The sequence below is a fragment of the Nonomuraea sp. NPDC051191 genome (genome assembly GCF_044455665.1).
Classification (GTDB): Bacteria; Actinomycetota; Actinomycetes; order Streptosporangiales; family Streptosporangiaceae; genus Nonomuraea.
On record NZ_JBITEZ010000009.1, the window covers coordinates 293028 to 309728 of the forward strand.

Consider the following 16701-nt stretch of genomic DNA (forward strand, 5'->3'; position numbering starts at 1 on the left):
GGTCTGTCATGATCGGCTGGGATGAGCGTGCAGGCGTTACAGGCGACGGACCCACCCGAGATCGGCGGCCACCGGCTGCTCGGGCGCCTCGGCGCGGGCGGCATGGGCGTCGTGTACCTGGCCAGGAGCCGCCGCCGGGGCCTGATGGCCATCAAGGTCATCCGGCACGACCCCGCCGACGCCGAGGCCATGGAACGGTTCCGCCGTGAGGCGGCGACCCTGCGGGGCCTGCGCAGCCCGTACGTGGCGCCGCTGGTGGACGCCCGGGTGACGGCCCCGCCGTACTGGCTGGCGACGGAGTACGTGCGGGGGCCGACGTTGTTGCGGGCGGTGTCGGAGCGGGGGCCGCTGTCGGCGGGGCTGTGCCGGCGGCTGCTCGCCGGGCTGGCCGCCGCCCTGGCCGATGTGCACGGGCACGGCGTCCAGCATCGCGACCTCAAGCCGCACAACGTCGTCCTGTCGCCCGAGGGGCCGCGGCTGATCGACTTCGGCATCGCGCGGGCCCCCGGCCAGAGCACGATCACGACGTCGGGGGAGATCGTCGGCACGCCCGGCTACATCGCTCCCGAGGCCGTGCGGCAGGAGCCGGTCACGGCGGCGGCGGACGTCTTCGCACTGGCCGGCACGGTCGCCTACGCCGCCACCGGCCGTCCGCCGTTCGGCCGCGGCGAGCCGATGGCGGTGCTGTACAGCAGCCTGAACACCGACATCGACGTGGACGGCGTCGAGCCCGCGCTCGCCGAGCTGATCCGCTCGTGCGCGGCGCGGGACCCGGCGGAGCGGCTCACGTCCGAGCGCGTGGCGGCGCTGGCCGGCAACGCCGTGGACCCGCTGTCGTGGGGCTCGGACGAGGAGTACCAGGCGCTCGTCGGCGAGACCGGCCCCGCCGAGGGCGAACCCACCGGGTCGACGGCCCGGCCGGGCAGGGCGTCCTGGCCGGGGCGGGCACTGGCGGCGGGAGCGGTCCTGGTGGCCCTCGGCGCGACGGCCGCCGTCCTGTTCCCCCACCTCGCCACCCCCACGCCCGCCCCGACCCCGACCGTCTCCACGCCCGGCCCGAACCCGGCCTCCCCGACGATCCCCACGACCGCGCCCGCGTCCACGACGGGCCGGACGCCCGCCTCCGCGACGAGCCCCGCGCCCGCGTCCACGACGGGCGGTTCGGTGGAGGTCGGGGCCACGGTGGCAGGTGATCCCGGGACCGTCGTGGTCACCCAGCCGCCGCCCGGCCCCACCCCTTCCGGTCCCGTCCGATGGCGGGCCGTGCACGGCCCCCGGTGCGTGGCGGAATGGTTCTACGCCGACCCAGCCTGGCGTCCCGTCACCGGCGGCTGGAAGCGCGACGGCTGCGCGGGCGCGGCGCTGGCGCTGCGCGTCGGGAGCGAGCCGGCCCACTTCAACCAGGGCGTCAACTGGTACTTCGACACCCGCGGCGGCGCGCGCTGCACCATCGACGTGCACATCCCCGACGACCCCCGCTCGACCGGCCTCGCCTTCTACTACCTGGACGGTGACGAAACCGACCCACCGCACCTCGGCCCGCCGGTGACCGTGGACCAGCGTGCCCATCGCGGCCGCTGGGCCCCGCTCGGCACCTGGAAGGTCCCCGCGCCGGGCCGGCTCACCGTCCTGGTCGGCAACCAGCCCGTCAAGGCCGGCGACACCCACGAGGTGACGGTCTCCGCCGCCCGCGCCCGCTGCTACTGGTGACGGTGAGCCCAGGGACCCCCGGGCGCGTCAGCGGAGGGTTCTGCCCAGGGTGCCCTGCTCGGGATAGGAGTACTTGACGCGCAGCACCAGCTTGGCCTTGCGCGGCTGGCTGCCGGCGTAGGCCAGCAGGCCGGAGAAGAAGTCGAGGCCGTCGGCGTTCACACCGACCTCGACGCAACCGTGGCTGTACCCCTTGTGTGAGTTGTGCAGGTAGAAGCCGCCACGCCCGTACATGTTCCCCTGGATCGGGGTGAGCCGGACGCGGAAGGTGCCCCAGTCGGGGAAGACCGGGCCGTTGCCGCCCACGGGAAGGAACTGGATGCCCTCCCCGGGATTGGAGACGGCCTTGTCGCCGCGCTGGTTCGCCGCCTCGACGGAGTTCTGGCGGGGATCGACGTGGGTGAGGAACGTGTACAGCCCCTCGGGCAGCGGGCCGTGGTCCTTGCTGTTCTGCATGCTGCCGATCTGGTGTCCCACCAGGCCCGAGGTGGCGGCGTACAGCAGGGTGCCCGAACCCCGGAGCGAGGCGGGCATGGACCTGCGCCAGTACAGGAACCTGCCGGTGTAGACGAGGTCGGCCTGGTCGTCGGCAGGGTCGCGGACGTCGAGGTCGAACTGGCCGAGCGTCCTCAGGGCGCCCGTCCGCGGCACGTCGACGGCCTCGAACCGGCCCGAGCCGGGCGTCCTGCCGGTCAGCGCGAACACCCGGTACGAGCCCTGCGGCGAGTAGGACGCCCGGGTCTCCTCCAGGAACACGAGCCCGGGATCGTGGTGGAAGAGCACGGCGTGCACGTTGTCGTCGGGTTTCTCGCCCTTCCACATCATCGGCCGGCTCTCCTCGCCGACGGTGAGGGAGATCCGGGAGACCCGGTCGTCCTGGCTCCTCTGGAAGCAGAAGTACGTCATCGGGCCGCCCGCCGCCCTACGAGATCGTCGCGAGGTTGGACGTGAGCGCGATGTCGGTGCCGGACGACGGCGTGTACTCGTGCCACTCGGCGATGAGCGCCCCCTTCTCGCCAGGTTGCAGGATCGGCACGGGGGACTGCGTGCCGCGGTGGGCGAAGCTCAGGCGTTCGACCACGATGTGCGTGGCGTCCGGGATCGCGACGACGACCTGCGCCTCCTGGATGCGGCGGTCGTCCTCCACGTCCAGCACGACGGGCAGCCCGACGACGAACGCCGAGCTGTTGCCGACCTTGATGTTCACCGGGTTCGGGCTCGGCGCGAGGTCCGAGGACGACGTGGTGAAGGCGGCGTCCTGGAGCCGGGCGGCGGCGCGTTCGGGGTTGGCGGGCGGGATGCCGGGATAGTTGCGGTCGTCGTAGGCCGCGATCTCCTGCGCGATCGTCAGGTACGGCGCCGGGACCGGCGCGCCGACCGCGCCTCCCTCGGCGAAGCGCATCCACTCCTCCTCCCAGCCCTTGCGCACGGTGAGGACGATCCGCGCGCTGCCGGCCCGCAGGAACGCCTGCCTGGTCGGGTCCGGGTGCCGCAACTGCCGGATGAACGGCCAGCTCGGCGGGACGTCCCAGAAGTAGGAGTAGAGGAACGTCACCACGTTCTCCCACTCGATCGCCTGGTTGATGAAGCGCACCAGGTCCTCGTGCCGCCGCAGCAGCGTCCACTGCTCGGAGCTGAGGCCGAGGCTCGGCCCGTCGAAGCCGATGCCGTGCTGGAGGTCCACGTGCGCGGCGAGGAAGGCGGCCAGGACGTCGGCCGGCATGAAGTCGAAGTCGCTCCCGAGGACGAACCGCAGGACGCACTTCATGATCTCGTCGCTCTCCTCGCGCCGCAGCGTCAGGGTGTCGACGTTCGCCAGGCCGTCCTCGACGGCGGCGATGCGCGCGGCGATGTCCTCCTGCTCGGCGAAGTACCTGGTCTGGGCCGCGTTGTAGAGCGTGTTCCAGACGTCGGTGCGCCACTGCTCGACGGCCTCGTCCGTGAGGTCGAGCCGCACGCCGAGCCCGACGAACACCCGCTCGGAGTGGTGGAAGAAGAAGGTGATCTTGTGACGGCCGGTGAAGCCGCGCATGTACGGCGTGGCGCCGTCGAAGGACATGATCCGGTGGTCGCGGATGACGAGCGCGTCCGACAGGTTGCGCCACGTCGGCTCCGAACGGGCGCCGATGACGTCGAAGTTCATCTTGTCGTCGGAGTCGTCCTTGCCGACCTGGGCGTCCAGCATGATCTCCCGGATGTGCGTGCCGCCGGGCACGTCGAACTCCAGGTCCAGGAACCACCAGTTCCCGTCGGTGTTGACGTGCGAGCTGACGGTCAGCGGCGTCGGCTCCTCGGGGTGCGGCCGGACGGTGACGCCGTACCGGTCGGCCAGCCACTGGTACTTCGGGACGCCGGTCGGCGACGGATGCCCGTCCTGGTCGACCAGGTCCGTGGTGATGTCGGCGTGCCTGACCGGGAACTCGAAGGGCCCCTGCCGCGAGCGGAGCAGTTCGAGCTCCGCGTACGCCCGCCGCATCGACGCCCCCGGCTCGGGGACCGCGATGTCGTACGTCAGGCGCAGCCCGTACCGGTAGAGCCGGACCCGCCACTTGCGCATCAGGCTGAAGTAGTCGATCCGGACCGGGTCGTTGCCCGTGTTCTTCAGCATCCGGGTCGAGGTCTCCTCCGACCCCGTCACGGTGGTCGTGGAGATGGTCACCTTGTGCTCGCGGCGGGAGCGCGAGGACGCCTTCTGCGTGGTGGCGCGGGCGTGCTTGACGCTCTCGGCGGCCGAGGCCGACTCCGAGCCCTGCGCGGTGAACCCGGTGGTGCTCGAACCGGAGATGATCGGGATGCCGCCCTGGACCGTGCCGGTGATGTTGAACTGGTTGGAGTGCTGGCTCTGCGACGACGTCGACTGCGCCAGGTCGGTGTTGTCGGTCACGCCCGTCTCGCTGACCGCCTCCAGCGAGTCGGTGACGATGGTGGTGAACTCCTTCGAGGTGACCGACCACTCCTTGTGCGTGACCGCGGTCTCCTCGCCGGGCGCGAGCGGGATGGTCGAGACGAGCTCGCCGCGCTGGATGCCGACCGGGACCATCTCGATGCGTTCGAGGTTGAGCAGGCCGATGGGCGGTGCGGCGGTGTTGACCGTCAGGCCGCGCAGGGCCACCGCGGCGGTGTTGAGCGCCTGCGCGGCCCGGCCGGCGTCCCCGGCGCCCGCGCGCTCCGCCTCGCGCAGGCGTTCGGCGCGCAGCTCGACGAGCGTCCCGGCGAACAGCGCCAGTTCGGCGGCCGGCACCCGCGACAGCGCGGCGGGGTCCGGGCGCAGTGCCGCGGCGGGCTGCTCCTCGAAGCGCCTGAGCAGGTCCAGCGCCTCGCCGGACACGCCTTCGGCGGCGTGGCCGGCGCGGAGGCGGTCGCGGACCTCGTCGGTGTCGCCGGGGGCCAGCGCGAGCTGCCGGACCGCCCCGAGCTTGACGATGCCGCCGCCCGGATCGTCGTGCGCCGTGGGCACCCGCAGCGGAACGAGCGTGCCTTTCAGCACCTCCCGCGCAGAGTTGTCCAGCACCGGCGCGGACGGTGGAGCCGGTGGCCCCGCGGCCGCCGCGCTGAGGATGTCTGCCATGGTCGTCCCCCCTCGTGGATGAGCAGCTGTGCCGCCATGGTGGGGGCGCGTGCCGGTGGACGGCATGAGTAAGGGCTACTCAGAAGGGAGGCCCGCGCCTCCGCCGAGATGGCCGTGGAGGCGCGGGCCGTGCACCGGATCTTGTCAGGTGCGGCGGGTTCTCAGCAGGCGAACGGTGATCGCCGCGCCGAGCAGGACCACGGCGCCCACGGCCCAGGGCAGGGGGGTGCCCCCCGGGCCGGGGACGCCGTAGCCGCCCGCGTAGCCGTCCCTGGCATAGGCGCTGCCGGGGAGTTTGGCGGCGTAGCGCTGTTGCGCCAGCCGCCGGTAGTCGGCCACGGGGACGCCGGCCCGGCCGATCGACTGCGCCGCTTCGGCGTTGAGCGGCACGACCGTGCCGTCGCGCAGGGCGTACCAGGCGTTGAGCTGCGGCTCGCGGAACACGGTGCCGGTCTGGCCCGCGTACGTCTGCTCGTCGCCGCCGCTGGCGATGTTGCTGACCACCCACGTGCCCCGGCGGTCGCGGGTCGTCCAGACGGAGGCGGTCTGCCCGTCCGGCGCGGTCGCCCCGGTGGCGAGGAAGGCGAAGCGGGCGATCTCCGCCGACCGTCCGGCGACGAAGTCCGGGTTGAGGTCGTTGACGGCGACCGTGGGACCGTCGATCCGCGCCGGCACGGGGGCGAGGCTGGTCTGCCTGCCCTGCCCGGCGAAGAAGCGGCCGACCGTGTCGCCGGCGCCCGCGGCGGCGGTCCTGGCGGCGTCGATGTCGGCCTGGGTGGGGGCGCCGGGGTCGGCCAGCGCGGGGCTCGGGACCCACAGGAACAGGGCGGTCAGGGCCGCGACCGCTGCGATGAGCTTCATGTCGATGGCCTCCCTCACGCGCCGATGTAGTCGAGCGAGTGGGTCCAGAAGAACGAGGAGTTCGAGACGTAGTAGCTGTAGGTGGACCAGTTGTAGCGGGTGCTGGACGGCCACGGGTTGCTCCAGTACACGTACGACGAGCTCTGGTCGTAGCCGTAGATGACCTCCATGTGGCCGCCGCCGCTGGTCCACTGGATGCGGGCCATGATCGGGCGTTGGGCGTCGATCTCCCTGACGATGGCGGCGTAGGTGAGGTAGTCGTAGACGTACACGCCGGGGCTGATGCCGATCTGGCGGAAGGCCGTCTGGTCGTTGCCGAGGGTCGCCTGGTTGTTGGGGCAGCTCGTGTTGACGCCGCGGTTGAAGGCCAGGTTGCAGAACTGGTTCTGGCTGTAGGAGTACCCGTAGTAGGCGGCGACGGAGTTGCCCGTCGCGGCCCAGCACCAGTTGGAGTACTGCTGCGACTGCTGGGTGAAGTTCAGCTTGTACCAGGTCGCGGCGTCGGCCGGGGGGCTGCTCGCGATCCAGGTGGCCGCCGCTAGGGCGAGGGCCACGGCCAGGCGGAACATAGGCGCTCCTTCTGCTGGGGGGTGCTGCGAAGGATGTTCGACCTGCGGTGATGTCCGTACAAGAGGGAGCGCATTTCCCTGACAGATCACTGTGGAAGGTGACATTTCATGACGTTCATGAAGTGATGACGAATCTGTGGAAATCTGTGAACATTCACAACGTGGCGGATGAGCTCCAGGCCGCGCTGCGCGCGGGCCCCTTTCACGTCGCCCTGCGGGCCGCGGTCGGAGCGCGGGGGCTGACCCTCGAACGGCTGCGCCACCGCCTGGCGCAGCGCGGCCTGAACGTCGGGGTGAGCACGCTGAGCTACTGGCAGCAGGGCCTGCGCCGGCCGGAGCGCGAGGAGTCGCTGCGGGCCGTGGGAGCCCTGGAGGAGATCCTCGACCTGCCGCCCCGCGCGCTGCTCGGCCTGCTCGGGCCGCCGAAGCCACGCGGACGCGCGCCCGGGGTGGCGTACTCGACCCTGTTCCGGCCGGCCCAGGTGGTCTCCGCCTTGCTGGACGAGCTGGACGCGGTGGTCGACGACCGCCGCCTGCACATCGCCGTCATGTACGAGTCGCTGCGCATCGGCCCCGACCGCAGCCTCACCAGCCGCGAGACCACGCAGGTCGTCCAGGCCCACGAGGAGGGCGCCGACCGCTACATCATGATCTATCGCGGCGACGCCGGCTGCGACGTGGAGCACGTCACCGTCACCGCCCTTGAGGACTGCCGCGTCGGCCGCGTCACCAGGGACGGCGCGAGCGCCACGGTGGTCGCCGAGCTGCTGTTCGACCGGTCGCTGCGGGTCGGGGACACCCACGTGCTGCGGTACCGGATCGCCGACCTCAGCGGCGCGGAGTCCTGCTTCTACGAGCGCGGCTTCCGCTTCCCGGCCGGCCAGTACGTGCTGCGCGTGGCGTTCGACCCGGCCGAGCTGCCGGTGCGCATCCACCGCTTCGCCCGGCGCGGTCCGGGCGGCGGCGAGCCGACCGCCGCCGAGCTGACGCTGAACTCCCAGCACGCCGTCCACCTGATGGCCGCCGCCCTGCAGCCCGGCCTGGTCGGCATCCGGTGGGCCTGGCCCTGACCGGCGCGTCGCCGTCACATTCCCGGCCGCTGTCCCGTCCTGTCGTCGACAATGACGACGAACGGAGAGGTCATGACCATGAGAGCGATACGCGTTCACCGGCCCGGCGGCGACCTCGTCCTGGAGGACGCCCCCATGCCGCGCCCGGCCACCGGCGACGTGGTGGTACGCGTGCACGCGGCCGGTTTCGTCCCCGACGAGCTGGAGTGGCCGGGGACGTGGACCGACCGGGCCGGGCGGGACCGCGCGCCGTCCGTCCCCGCCCATGAGGTGGCGGGCGTGGTGTCCGAGGTCGCCTACGGCACCACCGGCCTGTCCGTGGGCGACCGCGTCTTCGGCCTGACCGACTGGCACCGCGACGGCGGCGCGGCGGAGTACGTGGCGGCCGAGGCGCGCAACCTCGCCCACATCCCCGCGAACGTCACCTTCACCGAGGCGGCCGCGCTGCCCCTCGCCGGACTGACCGCCTGGCAGGGCCTGTTCACCCACGGCGGCCTGGAGGCGGGCCGGACGGTCGTCGTCCACGGCGCGGGCGGCGGCACCGGCACGCTCGCCGTCCAGCTCTCCCGCGAAGCCGGCGCGCACGTCATCGCCACCGGCAGGGGACGGGTCGCGGGCCTGGCGGTGGAGCTGGGCGCGCACGAGTTCGTCGACCTGGAGCGGCAGTCGTTCGAGGAGGCGGTCGGGCCGGTGGACCTGATCTTCGACACGATCGGTGGCGACCTGCTCGCCCGCTCGGCGGCGAAGGTCAGGCCGGGCGGCGCGCTGGTCTCGATCACCGCGCCGCCGCCGGTCGCCCCCGAGGCGGGGCGGGCGGTGTTCTTCATCGTCGAGCCCGACCGGGCCCAGCTCGCCGAGCTGGCCGCGCGGGCGGGGGCGGGGCTGCTGCGCGCCCACGTCGGCGCGGTGTATCCGCTGGCCGAGACCGGGCAGGCGTTCCGGGCCAAGCGCGGCGTGCCGGGGAAGGTCGTGATCGAGATCTGAGGCCGGCGTCCGGGGCTGGTCCGTCGAGCGGCGGCCTGCGGTGGCAAATGTATGGATATTTCGGCCTATTGAGGAAACCTTGACCGGCCTGCCGTATGACCGTCCGGGCCACGGGCACGCGCAGTTACGGAGCCAAGCGACTCGCTGACTCCCCGTATCGAAGGAAGGAACCGTCATGCCGCAGAACAAGGCCCGCAAGACGAAGTCGGGCGACAAGGACAAGGACAAGAGCCGCAGTTCCTCGACCCAGAGCCGCAGCACCGGGGACAAGAAGCCCTCCACCAACAAGTCCCAGGAGAGCAAGCACCTGCCGGGGCATCAGGGCTGACCCTGCCCGGCACGACGGCGTGACACCCGGCCCTTCGGGCCGCGGGTCACGCCGTCTCTTGTGTCGGGGTTGTTCCTGTCTGTTGGCGAATGACCAGAATGAGGAGACAGTTCCCCGTCCCTTCAGTCTCTCCATGCACAACGTTCACTCGTGCGCTCCAACGTGTCCGCTCGAAGGGCACGCCGCCTCATCGGCTGCCCGTGAACGTCATGGAAGGACCCGATGCAGCCGATGGCAGCACGACAGTTATTGGGCGGTTCAAGGAGCAGGGGACGGCTCGCCGTCACCACCGCGCTCGCGGCGGTGCTGGTGGGCGGTGTCGTGACGGCGGCCTACGCCGACCCGGGGGAGCAGGGCCGGGGACGGCCGACCCCCACCCCGACGAGCACCCCGGCCCCGCCCGCGCTCACCCCCGCCACCGGCTCGTACCTGGAGGGCACGGCGAAGCTCGCCGCCGTCCCGGTGAGCGCCGGCGACAGCGTCACCAAGCTCGACATCGACGGCGCCCCCGTCACCGCCACCCCGACGGTGGGCGTCTCCAAGCTGGCCTTCGACGTCGGCTCCAACTCCACCGAGGCGCAGTACCACAGCTACGTGCTGGTCAACGGCGCCTACAAGGCCGAGATCGGCAACTTCGTCAACCAGCGGGCCACCATCGAGATCCCGAACGGGCACCTGGTCAAGGGCGAGAACACCGTCGAGATCGTGGTCGGCGCGATCCAGTCCTCCTGCGGGCAGAACTACGACGACTTCGTGCTGTCCGACGTGGGCCTCGAACTGCTCGGCGAGGTGGCCGACGGCGAGGACAACCCCTACACCTTCAACTTCGGCGACGGCAACTGCGGCAGCAACGCCACGCTGCTCAAGCGCGCCACGCTCACGTTCTTCACCCAGTCCGACCCGCAGGGCACGACCGGCCTGGCCGCCGACGTGGACACCACCAAGCTGGCCAACGGCGAGCACGTCATCAGCGCCGCCACCGCGGCCGGGGGGACCGTCAGGAACACCGTGACGGTGAACAACGCCCCGGCCGGCGCGCCGCGGCTGCTGCCCACCGACGGCACGCTCGCGGCCGGCGCCAAGACGGTGTACGCGACCGTCCCGGCGGCCGGATCCGGCGGCGTCGAGTCGCTGACCGTGGACGGCGGCAAGCCGGTCACCAAGGCCACGCTCGGCAACGGCGCCGCCATGCTCGCCTTCGACGTGGGCGCGGACTCGATCGACGACAAGTACGACAACTTCCTGCTGGTCAACGGCAAGCGCATCGACCTGGGCGGCACCTGGGCGAGCCGGCGGGTGACCGTCGCGGTCCCGGCCAGGTTCCTGGTGCCCGGCGAGAACACGATCAAGGTCGTCACCGGCGACTACAAGGAGTCCTGCGGCGTCAACCGCGACGACTTCACGATCGCCAACCTCGCCCTGACCCTCGACGGCGCCACGGTGACCGGCCAGGACGTCAAGCCCTCGTACGCGCTGGGCGACGGCGACTGCGGCAGCGACCAGGCCCTCCCGCGCGAGGCAGAGCTGCGCTGGACGATCGACGCCCCCGCCGTGCACGTCACCGAGACGCTCGGCTCCGGCCAGGCGACGCTCGGCTTCACCGTGGGCAGCAACTCGATCGAGGCGCGCTACCAGAACTTCGTGCTGGTCAACGGCCAGAAGGTGGTGCTCGACGGCGACTTCGTGAGCCGCCGGGTGGACCTGCCGATCCCGAACGAGTACCTCGTGCCCGGCTGGAACACGATCGACTTCGTGGCCGGCACGTACCCGACGTCCTGCGGCGCCAACCGGGACGACTTCACGATCTCGAACATCGTCCTGACCCCGGCGCAGGGCACCGCGACCGGCCAGATGATCAAGACCTCGTACGGAATGGGCGACGGCAACTGCGGCGACACGGTGAACCCGCTGACCGAGATCGACCTGGAGTTCCTGGTGGACGCCCCGGCCCGCGGCCTGCGCGCCGACCTCGACACCACCGCGATCAAGGACGGCCGGCACACCCTGGCGGCGAAGTCCACCTCGGGCGAGACCGCCGCCCGCGTCCTGATCACCGACAACTCCGCGCCGAAGGTCGCCAGGAGCGTCCCCGCCGCGGACGAGAAGATCACCGCGACGGTCGTCCTGGACGTCAAGCTCGAAGACGCCTCCGGCGTCGTGTCCGGGCCGGACGTCAAGCTCGACGGCCAGGCCGTGGAGCTGGGCGCCAAGGTGGGCCCCGGGCTGAAGGCGGGCCGGCACACGCTGTCGGTCACCGGCGTCGACGGGCTCGGCAACACCGCGGCCCAGGAGATCGTGTTCGAGTCGGCCGGCATCCCGGACGTGCCCGCCGAGCTGACCCCGGCCCCGGGGACGGCCGACGTGTCCGACCCCGTCACGCTGTCGGCCAAGGTCGGCGAGCCCGGCGGTGGGCAGGTGTCGGCCACCTTCTCCGAGGCCAAGATCCTCACCCCAGACGAGGCGTACCAGGGCACCGCCACGACCCTGCCCACGACGCTGAAGGTGCCCGGCGAGCAGCGGGTCAAGGCCGAAGGGCTCGAACCCGGCGACGGCCGGACGCTCGACGCCCCCAGCGGCCGCGACCTCGTCTACCAGCGCTACGACGTCAAGGTTCAGGGCCACGTGGACTCGCCCGTCCTGCGCTGGGAGGGCGTCGTCGACCCCGAGCGCCTGGCCTCGCTGCGGGCGTGGAACACCAGGACCAAGGCGTGGGAGCTGCTGACCAGCGCCCGCGGCGCGGCCGACGGCAGGACCGTCCTGACCGCCGTGGTCGGCCCCGAGTACGTGGACCGGCAGGACGTGCACGTCATGGTGACCGGCGAGGACCCGTTCGCCGACGACATCGACCCCGGCGACCCGAACGGCTTCGCCGACCCCTCCACGTACGACTTCTCGATGGTGCACTTCACCGACACCCAGTACATCTCCGAGGGCGCGGTGGAGCAGGAGACCGCGCAGGAGCGCGCGGTGTGGGAGTCGGCCTACGCCGGGATCGTCAACTGGATCGCCGCCAACAAGGACCAGCGCAAGATCTCCTACGTCGCCCACACCGGCGACATCATCGAGAACAACATCCGCAAGCCCGCCGACGAGGCCATGCAGCGCGAGGTCGTCGGCGAGTTCGAGGTGTCGTCGAAGCAGCAGCGCGTGCTGGACGAGGCCGGCATCCCGAACGGCGTCATCGCCGGCAACCACGACAACCAGTCGGGCACCGAGGACGGCCCGGAGGCGATCTACAACAAGTACTACGGCCCGTCCCGCTACCAGAACGCCTCCCAGGGCTGGCAGCACGCCAAGTACGGCGGCCCGTGGAAGGAGGGCGACAACCAGAACCACTACGAGCTGTTCTCCGCGGGCGGCCTGGACTTCGTGGTCGTCGGCCTGTCGTACGGCGTGACCAGGGAGGAGGCCGAGTGGGCCGACTCGGTCTTCAAGAAGTTCCCCGGCCGTAACGGCATCCTGCTCTCGCACGACTACCTCGTGCCGAGCACCAACCCCGACGGCCGCGGCGCCGGCTTCTCCGCCCCCGACGGCTCGATGCTCTACAAGACCGTCGTCGAGAAGAACCCGAACGTCTTCCTCATCCTGGCCGGTCACGAGCATGGCGTGGGCACCAACGTGAAGCCGAAGGTCGGTCAGGTCGGCAACGGCGTGGTCGAGCTGCTGGCCGACTACCAGTTCTACACGGTCTCGGCCGACCGGCTCGGGCTCACCGAGATCGGCGGTTACAAGCCGGAGGACCAGCTCCAGTTCGGGGCCAGCTACTTCCGGCTGCTCCAGTTCGACGTCAAGCGGGCCGAGCTGAGCGTGGACACCTACTCCCCGCTGCTCGGCGACTTCGGCGCCGGCGAGTTCGACCCGCTGCGCCGCTACGACGGGCGCGAGGACAACATGGTCCTGCCCGTCGACCTCACCTCCCGGACGACGAGCTTCAAGACCGACTCTCTGGCGCTCTACAAGCCCACGAAGATCATCGGCAGGAGCACCGCCGCCTCGGGCCAGGTCGCCTCGGTGACCTGGAAGCACCTCAAGAACGACACGGCCTACGCCTGGTTCGTCACGGCGCGCTCGGCCGGCGGCGGCGTCACCGCCTCCGAGCCCAGCGTGTTCGTCACCAAGGACGAGCGCGGACGTCCCGGCAAGTGGGATCAGGACTCGCCCATGTACCGCTGGTTCAACCGCTGATCCGTCCCTTCCGCCGCCCCGGGCCCGCGCCCGGGGCGGCGCCCTTCCCCCCTTGACCCCTGGAGACAAAAGACATGCCTCGCTGGCGCTGGCCGTACGCCGTCGTCCTCGCCGTCATCCTCTGCGGCGCGCTGGCCGACCTCCTGCACCCCGCCCCGGCGGCGGCGCACGACGCCACCACGAAGGCCCACGCCGAGGTGACCGGTACGGCCGGGGACGTCAGAGTCGTGCTCGACCTGGAGTACGACCTGCTGATGAAGTCCGCCTGGCTCTACGCCGAGGCGTACGAGGCCAAGGAGCGCGCCGAGCAGCTCCGGCAGCTCGCGGCCAACCGCGACGCCGTGTTCGGCTACGTCACCCGCCGCTTCTCCGTCGCCCGCGGCGACCGGCCGTGCGTCCCCCGGCAGGTGGGCGAGGCGGACGTGCACCCGCGCGGCAAGGCCGCCTTCGCGACGCTGACCCTGGCCTACGCCTGCCCGGACGGGGGCGGGCCCACGATCTCCAGCGCCCTGTTCCCCGACGCCGAGTCGTTCGTCCACAGCACCCAGACGCTCCTGCGCTACGACCTCGACGGTGACGCGGGCTCGGCCGTCCTGACCGCCGGGAGCCCGACCCTGCGCGTGGGGGAGCGCGCCGCGACCGGCCAGATCGGCGAGTTCTTCCTGCTCGGCGTCGAGCACCTCGTCCTAGGCCTGGACCACGTCTTCTTCCTGCTCACCCTGATCATCGGCGCCCGCGGGGTGCGGGACGTCGTGGTCACCGCCTCCGCCTTCACGGTCGCGCACAGCATCACGTTCCTGCTGGCCGCGATGGGCGTGGTGAACGTGCCCGGCGCGGTCGTCGAGCCGGTCATCGCCGCCTCGATCGTCGTCGTCGCGCTCGCGAACCTCCTGGGCCGCGACCGGCCGGGCGCCTGGCGGCTGCCGGTCGTCTTCGCCTTCGGCCTGATGCACGGCCTGGGGTTCGCCGGCGCGCTCGACATCCGCGAGAGCGGGTCGTGGGAGCTGCTGCTGTCGCTGCTGAGCTTCAACGTCGGGATCGAGGTGACCCAGCTCGCGATCATCGCCGTGCTCTTCCCGCTGCTGGTGCTCCTTCGGCGGACGGCCGCGGCCCGCTGGACGTCGGCCGCGGTGTCGCTGTCCATCGTGGCGGTCAGCCTGTACTGGTTCCTCGACCGGATCCCGCTCCCGCTCTGAGCGCCCACAGGCGGCGGGCTCCCCAGGCGAGCAGGGCCAGCACGCCGACCAGGAGGTATTCGATGGCCGGGATCCTGATCGCCTCGTTGGTGCCGGCCAGGTCGCCGCGCAGGGCGTAGACGACGATCAGGGCCGCCGCGTAGCAGCCGGTCAGCGCCCAGCGCGCGGTGCGCGACAGCCCCAGGCCGTGCATCTGGGTGATCACGAAGACGCCGAGGAAGCCGAACAGGAACATCGGCCACAACCCGTCCGGGCCCGAGGTCATGACGGCCACCAGGGTGCCGTGGACGACGACGGCCAGCTCCAGCGTCACCGTCCAGTAGCGGTTGGTGTGCGCCCTGGTGAGGAACAGGCTGCCCTGGAGCAGCAGCAGGAACATGTAGAAGAAGCCGATCAGGTGGCCGGGCGTGGACTCGGCCGGGTGGTACCAGAACGTGTAGACCGCCGCCCAGCTGAACAGGTAGCCGTGGTAGCGGCGGGCGAAGTCGACGATCTCCCGCTTAATGGGCGCGGGCTTGCCGAGGAACAGGCCGCGCCGCCGGTTCTCCATGATCAGGACGACCACCAGCAGCAGGATGACCGAGCCCTGGGAGCTGTATATCGACACGTCCTGGGCCAGGCCGTCGTAGAACAGGTGGGTCTGCGCCGTGTGCAGGGCTATGAACCCGGTGTTGACCGCCAGCGCGACGACGTTGACCGGGTGGAGGCCGGCGGAGTAGCGGCGGACCCGGGTCTGGGCGTAGTGGATGAGCCACCAGGACACGATCTGGTGGGCGGCGTAACCGGCCCAGGCCGACAGCCTGGTCCACATGGTGGGCTCGGGCAGCTTCCAGTAGTACCAGGACGCGCCCTGGTCGGGCAGCAGCACCACGTCGTCCAGCCACCGGCCGAGGAACCAGATCAGGCCGGTCAGGACGGCGCTCGCGACCACCCCCGCGACGAGTACCGTCTCAGGACGGAGCGCGGCTAACGTTTTCTTTCTATGATGGAATACTTCCACGATAGAAATATAAGGGGTGACATGACGGCGTATGACCTGATGGTCCTCATCCGCCGGCTCAACGTGGAGAGCGACCGGTTCGTGGAGGGCTTCGCCGTCGGGCACCGGCTGCACAGGACCGACATGAACGCCCTGGTGGTCATCCTCGACGCCCACCGCGCCGGCCGGCCGCTCTCCCCGGGCGGGCTGGGGGCCGCCCTGAACCTCAGTGCCCCTGCCACGACGGCCCTCCTCGGCCGGCTGGAGCAGGCCGGCCACGTCGTACGGCGGCGCGACGAGGGCGACCGCCGCAAGGTCGAGGTCGTCCTGAACGAGCAGGCCGTCGAGCTGGCGGGGGCGTTCTTCGCCCCGCTGGTCCGCCACCTCACCGCGGCGATCGACGCGTTCACCCCGGCGGAGCGGGAGGTCGTCGGCAGGTTCCTCGCGGACGCGATCGAGGCGACCGTGGCGGCCAGGAAGGAGCACGAGGCATGAGCGCGTCCCGGTCGATCGTGATCACGGGCGGCACCCGGGGGCTCGGGTTCGGCCTCGCCCGGTCGCTGACCGCCCTGGGGCACCGGGTCACGGTGTGCGGCACCGACCCCGTCCGGGTGGCCGAGGCGGGGGCCGAGCTCGGCGTGCCCGCCGTCGTGGCCGACGTCGCCGACCGCGCCCGCCTCCAGGACCTCTGGGACGAGGCCGTACGCCGGCACGGGCGGGTCGACATCTGGGTCAACAACGCCGGGATCTCCCACGACCGCCTCCCGCTGTGGCGGCTGCCCGCCGACGAGGCCCGCGCGGTGACGGAGGTCAACCTGCTGGGCACGGTCAACGGCTGCGCGGTCGCGGTGGCGGGCATGGCGGCGCAGGGCGGCGGCCACGTCTGGAACATGGAGGGGCTGGGGAGCGACGGCCGCACGGTGCCAGGGCTCGGCGTCTACGGCGCCACCAAGCGGGCCGTGACGTACCTGACCCGGGCGCTGGCCAAGGAGGCTCCCGAGGGAGTGACGGCGGGCCTGCTCAGCCCCGGCATGGTGGTCACCGACCTGCTGACGTACGGCTACTCGCAGGCCGAGCGGGCGCGGGCAGCCAGGATCTTCGCGATCCTCGCCGACCCGGTGGAGACCGTGGCGCCGTGGCTGGCCGAACGGGTGGTCGGCCGGGCCAGGAACGGCGCCCACGTGCGGTGGCTGACCCCGGCCAAGATCGCCTACCGCTTCGCCAGTGCCCCCTTCACCCGCCGCACCTGAC

General features: G+C 71.6%; 14 protein-coding genes. 8 read left to right on the forward strand and 6 right to left on the reverse strand.

From position 1 onward, the window contains the following. The first annotated feature begins 21 nt into the window (after positions 1-21). Complete coding sequence (locus tag ACIA8R_RS26840) at positions 22-1710, forward strand: serine/threonine-protein kinase (protein ID WP_364092153.1); 1689 nt, start codon at positions 22-24, stop codon at positions 1708-1710. Between the two features lie 27 nt (positions 1711-1737). Here ACIA8R_RS26840 and ACIA8R_RS26845 read toward each other — a convergent pair whose 3' ends face one another. The 4 genes from ACIA8R_RS26845 to ACIA8R_RS26860 form a co-directional block, all read right to left on the reverse strand. Next, a complete protein-coding gene (locus tag ACIA8R_RS26845; protein WP_357710500.1) occupies positions 1738-2616 on the reverse strand; it encodes a hypothetical protein in 879 nt (292 codons plus the stop codon). A 16-nt stretch (positions 2617-2632) separates the two neighbouring features. Further along, a complete protein-coding gene (locus ACIA8R_RS26850; protein WP_397041026.1) occupies positions 2633-5278 on the reverse strand; it encodes a hypothetical protein in 2646 nt (881 codons plus the stop codon). A 144-nt stretch (positions 5279-5422) separates the two neighbouring features. Further along, complete coding sequence (locus ACIA8R_RS26855) at positions 5423-6139, reverse strand: hypothetical protein (protein WP_397041027.1); 717 nt, start codon at positions 6137-6139, stop codon at positions 5423-5425. 14 nt (positions 6140-6153) lie between these two features. Continuing rightward, complete coding sequence (locus ACIA8R_RS26860; RefSeq protein WP_357710506.1) at positions 6154-6708, reverse strand: papain-like cysteine protease family protein; 555 nt, start codon at positions 6706-6708, stop codon at positions 6154-6156. 161 nt (positions 6709-6869) lie between these two features. Here ACIA8R_RS26860 and ACIA8R_RS26865 point away from each other — a divergent pair, with 161 nt between their 5' ends. The 4 genes from ACIA8R_RS26865 to ACIA8R_RS26880 all read left to right on the forward strand — a co-directional run bounded on the left by ACIA8R_RS26865 (position 6870) and on the right by ACIA8R_RS26880 (position 13275). Beyond that, complete coding sequence (locus ACIA8R_RS26865) at positions 6870-7778, forward strand: hypothetical protein (protein WP_397041029.1); 909 nt, start codon at positions 6870-6872, stop codon at positions 7776-7778. A 78-nt stretch (positions 7779-7856) separates the two neighbouring features. Further along, positions 7857-8762 carry an NADP-dependent oxidoreductase gene (locus ACIA8R_RS26870; protein ID WP_397041030.1) on the forward strand — a complete coding sequence of 302 codons (906 nt, stop codon included), beginning with the start codon at positions 7857-7859 and terminating at the stop codon, positions 8760-8762. 175 nt (positions 8763-8937) lie between these two features. Next, on the forward strand, positions 8938-9090 hold the full coding sequence (locus ACIA8R_RS26875) for a hypothetical protein (protein ID WP_357710513.1): 153 nt from the start codon (positions 8938-8940) through the stop codon (positions 9088-9090). Between the two features lie 231 nt (positions 9091-9321). Continuing rightward, positions 9322-13275, forward strand: coding sequence for a metallophosphoesterase (locus tag ACIA8R_RS26880; protein ID WP_397041032.1), 3954 nt, complete (start codon positions 9322-9324; stop codon positions 13273-13275). On the opposite strand, the gene ACIA8R_RS26885 is transcribed toward ACIA8R_RS26880, so the two are convergent. Next, the gene (locus ACIA8R_RS26885) at positions 13265-13456 is read right to left on the reverse strand and encodes a hypothetical protein (protein WP_397041033.1); all 192 of its coding nucleotides are present in this window, start codon (positions 13454-13456) and stop codon (positions 13265-13267) included. The two genes, ACIA8R_RS26880 and ACIA8R_RS26885, sit on opposite strands and share 11 nt — an antisense overlap. 73 nt (positions 13457-13529) lie before the next feature. Here ACIA8R_RS26885 and ACIA8R_RS26890 point away from each other — a divergent pair, with 73 nt between their 5' ends. Next, complete coding sequence (locus ACIA8R_RS26890; RefSeq protein ID WP_397041151.1) at positions 13530-14471, forward strand: HupE/UreJ family protein; 942 nt, start codon at positions 13530-13532, stop codon at positions 14469-14471. Here ACIA8R_RS26890 and ACIA8R_RS26895 read toward each other — a convergent pair. Further along, on the reverse strand, positions 14428-15402 hold the full coding sequence (locus ACIA8R_RS26895; protein WP_397041035.1) for a hypothetical protein: 975 nt from the start codon (positions 15400-15402) through the stop codon (positions 14428-14430). The two genes, ACIA8R_RS26890 and ACIA8R_RS26895, sit on opposite strands and share 44 nt — an antisense overlap. A gap of 90 nt (positions 15403-15492) precedes the next feature. On the opposite strand from ACIA8R_RS26895, the gene ACIA8R_RS26900 reads away from it, so the two are divergent. Both ACIA8R_RS26900 and ACIA8R_RS26905 read left to right on the forward strand, forming a co-directional pair. Continuing rightward, positions 15493-15945, forward strand: a complete 453-nt coding sequence (locus ACIA8R_RS26900; RefSeq protein WP_357704961.1) for a MarR family transcriptional regulator — start codon at positions 15493-15495, stop codon at positions 15943-15945. After that, positions 15942-16700 (forward strand): SDR family oxidoreductase, encoded by a 759-nt coding sequence (locus tag ACIA8R_RS26905; protein ID WP_364092173.1) that lies wholly within the window; start codon positions 15942-15944, stop codon positions 16698-16700. Before ACIA8R_RS26900 ends, ACIA8R_RS26905 begins: the two co-directional genes overlap by 4 nt. Position 16701: the final 1 nt, after the last annotated feature.

Coding starts and splice junctions, on each gene's coding strand:
- ACIA8R_RS26890 (WP_397041151.1), top strand. CDS start 13,530: ATGAAGTCCGCCTGGCTCTACGCCGAGGCGTACGAGGCCAAGGAGCGC.
- ACIA8R_RS26850 (WP_397041026.1), bottom strand. CDS start 5,278: ATGGCAGACATCCTCAGCGCGGCGGCCGCGGGGCCACCGGCTCCACCG.
- ACIA8R_RS26845 (WP_357710500.1), bottom strand. CDS start 2,616: ATGACGTACTTCTGCTTCCAGAGGAGCCAGGACGACCGGGTCTCCCGG.
- ACIA8R_RS26900 (WP_357704961.1), top strand. CDS start 15,493: ATGACGGCGTATGACCTGATGGTCCTCATCCGCCGGCTCAACGTGGAG.
- ACIA8R_RS26880 (WP_397041032.1), top strand. CDS start 9,322: ATGGCAGCACGACAGTTATTGGGCGGTTCAAGGAGCAGGGGACGGCTC.
- ACIA8R_RS26905 (WP_364092173.1), top strand. CDS start 15,942: ATGAGCGCGTCCCGGTCGATCGTGATCACGGGCGGCACCCGGGGGCTC.
- ACIA8R_RS26875 (WP_357710513.1), top strand. CDS start 8,938: ATGCCGCAGAACAAGGCCCGCAAGACGAAGTCGGGCGACAAGGACAAG.
- ACIA8R_RS26870 (WP_397041030.1), top strand. CDS start 7,857: ATGAGAGCGATACGCGTTCACCGGCCCGGCGGCGACCTCGTCCTGGAG.
- ACIA8R_RS26860 (WP_357710506.1), bottom strand. CDS start 6,708: ATGTTCCGCCTGGCCGTGGCCCTCGCCCTAGCGGCGGCCACCTGGATC.
- ACIA8R_RS26855 (WP_397041027.1), bottom strand. CDS start 6,139: ATGAAGCTCATCGCAGCGGTCGCGGCCCTGACCGCCCTGTTCCTGTGG.
- ACIA8R_RS26840 (WP_364092153.1), top strand. CDS start 22: ATGAGCGTGCAGGCGTTACAGGCGACGGACCCACCCGAGATCGGCGGC.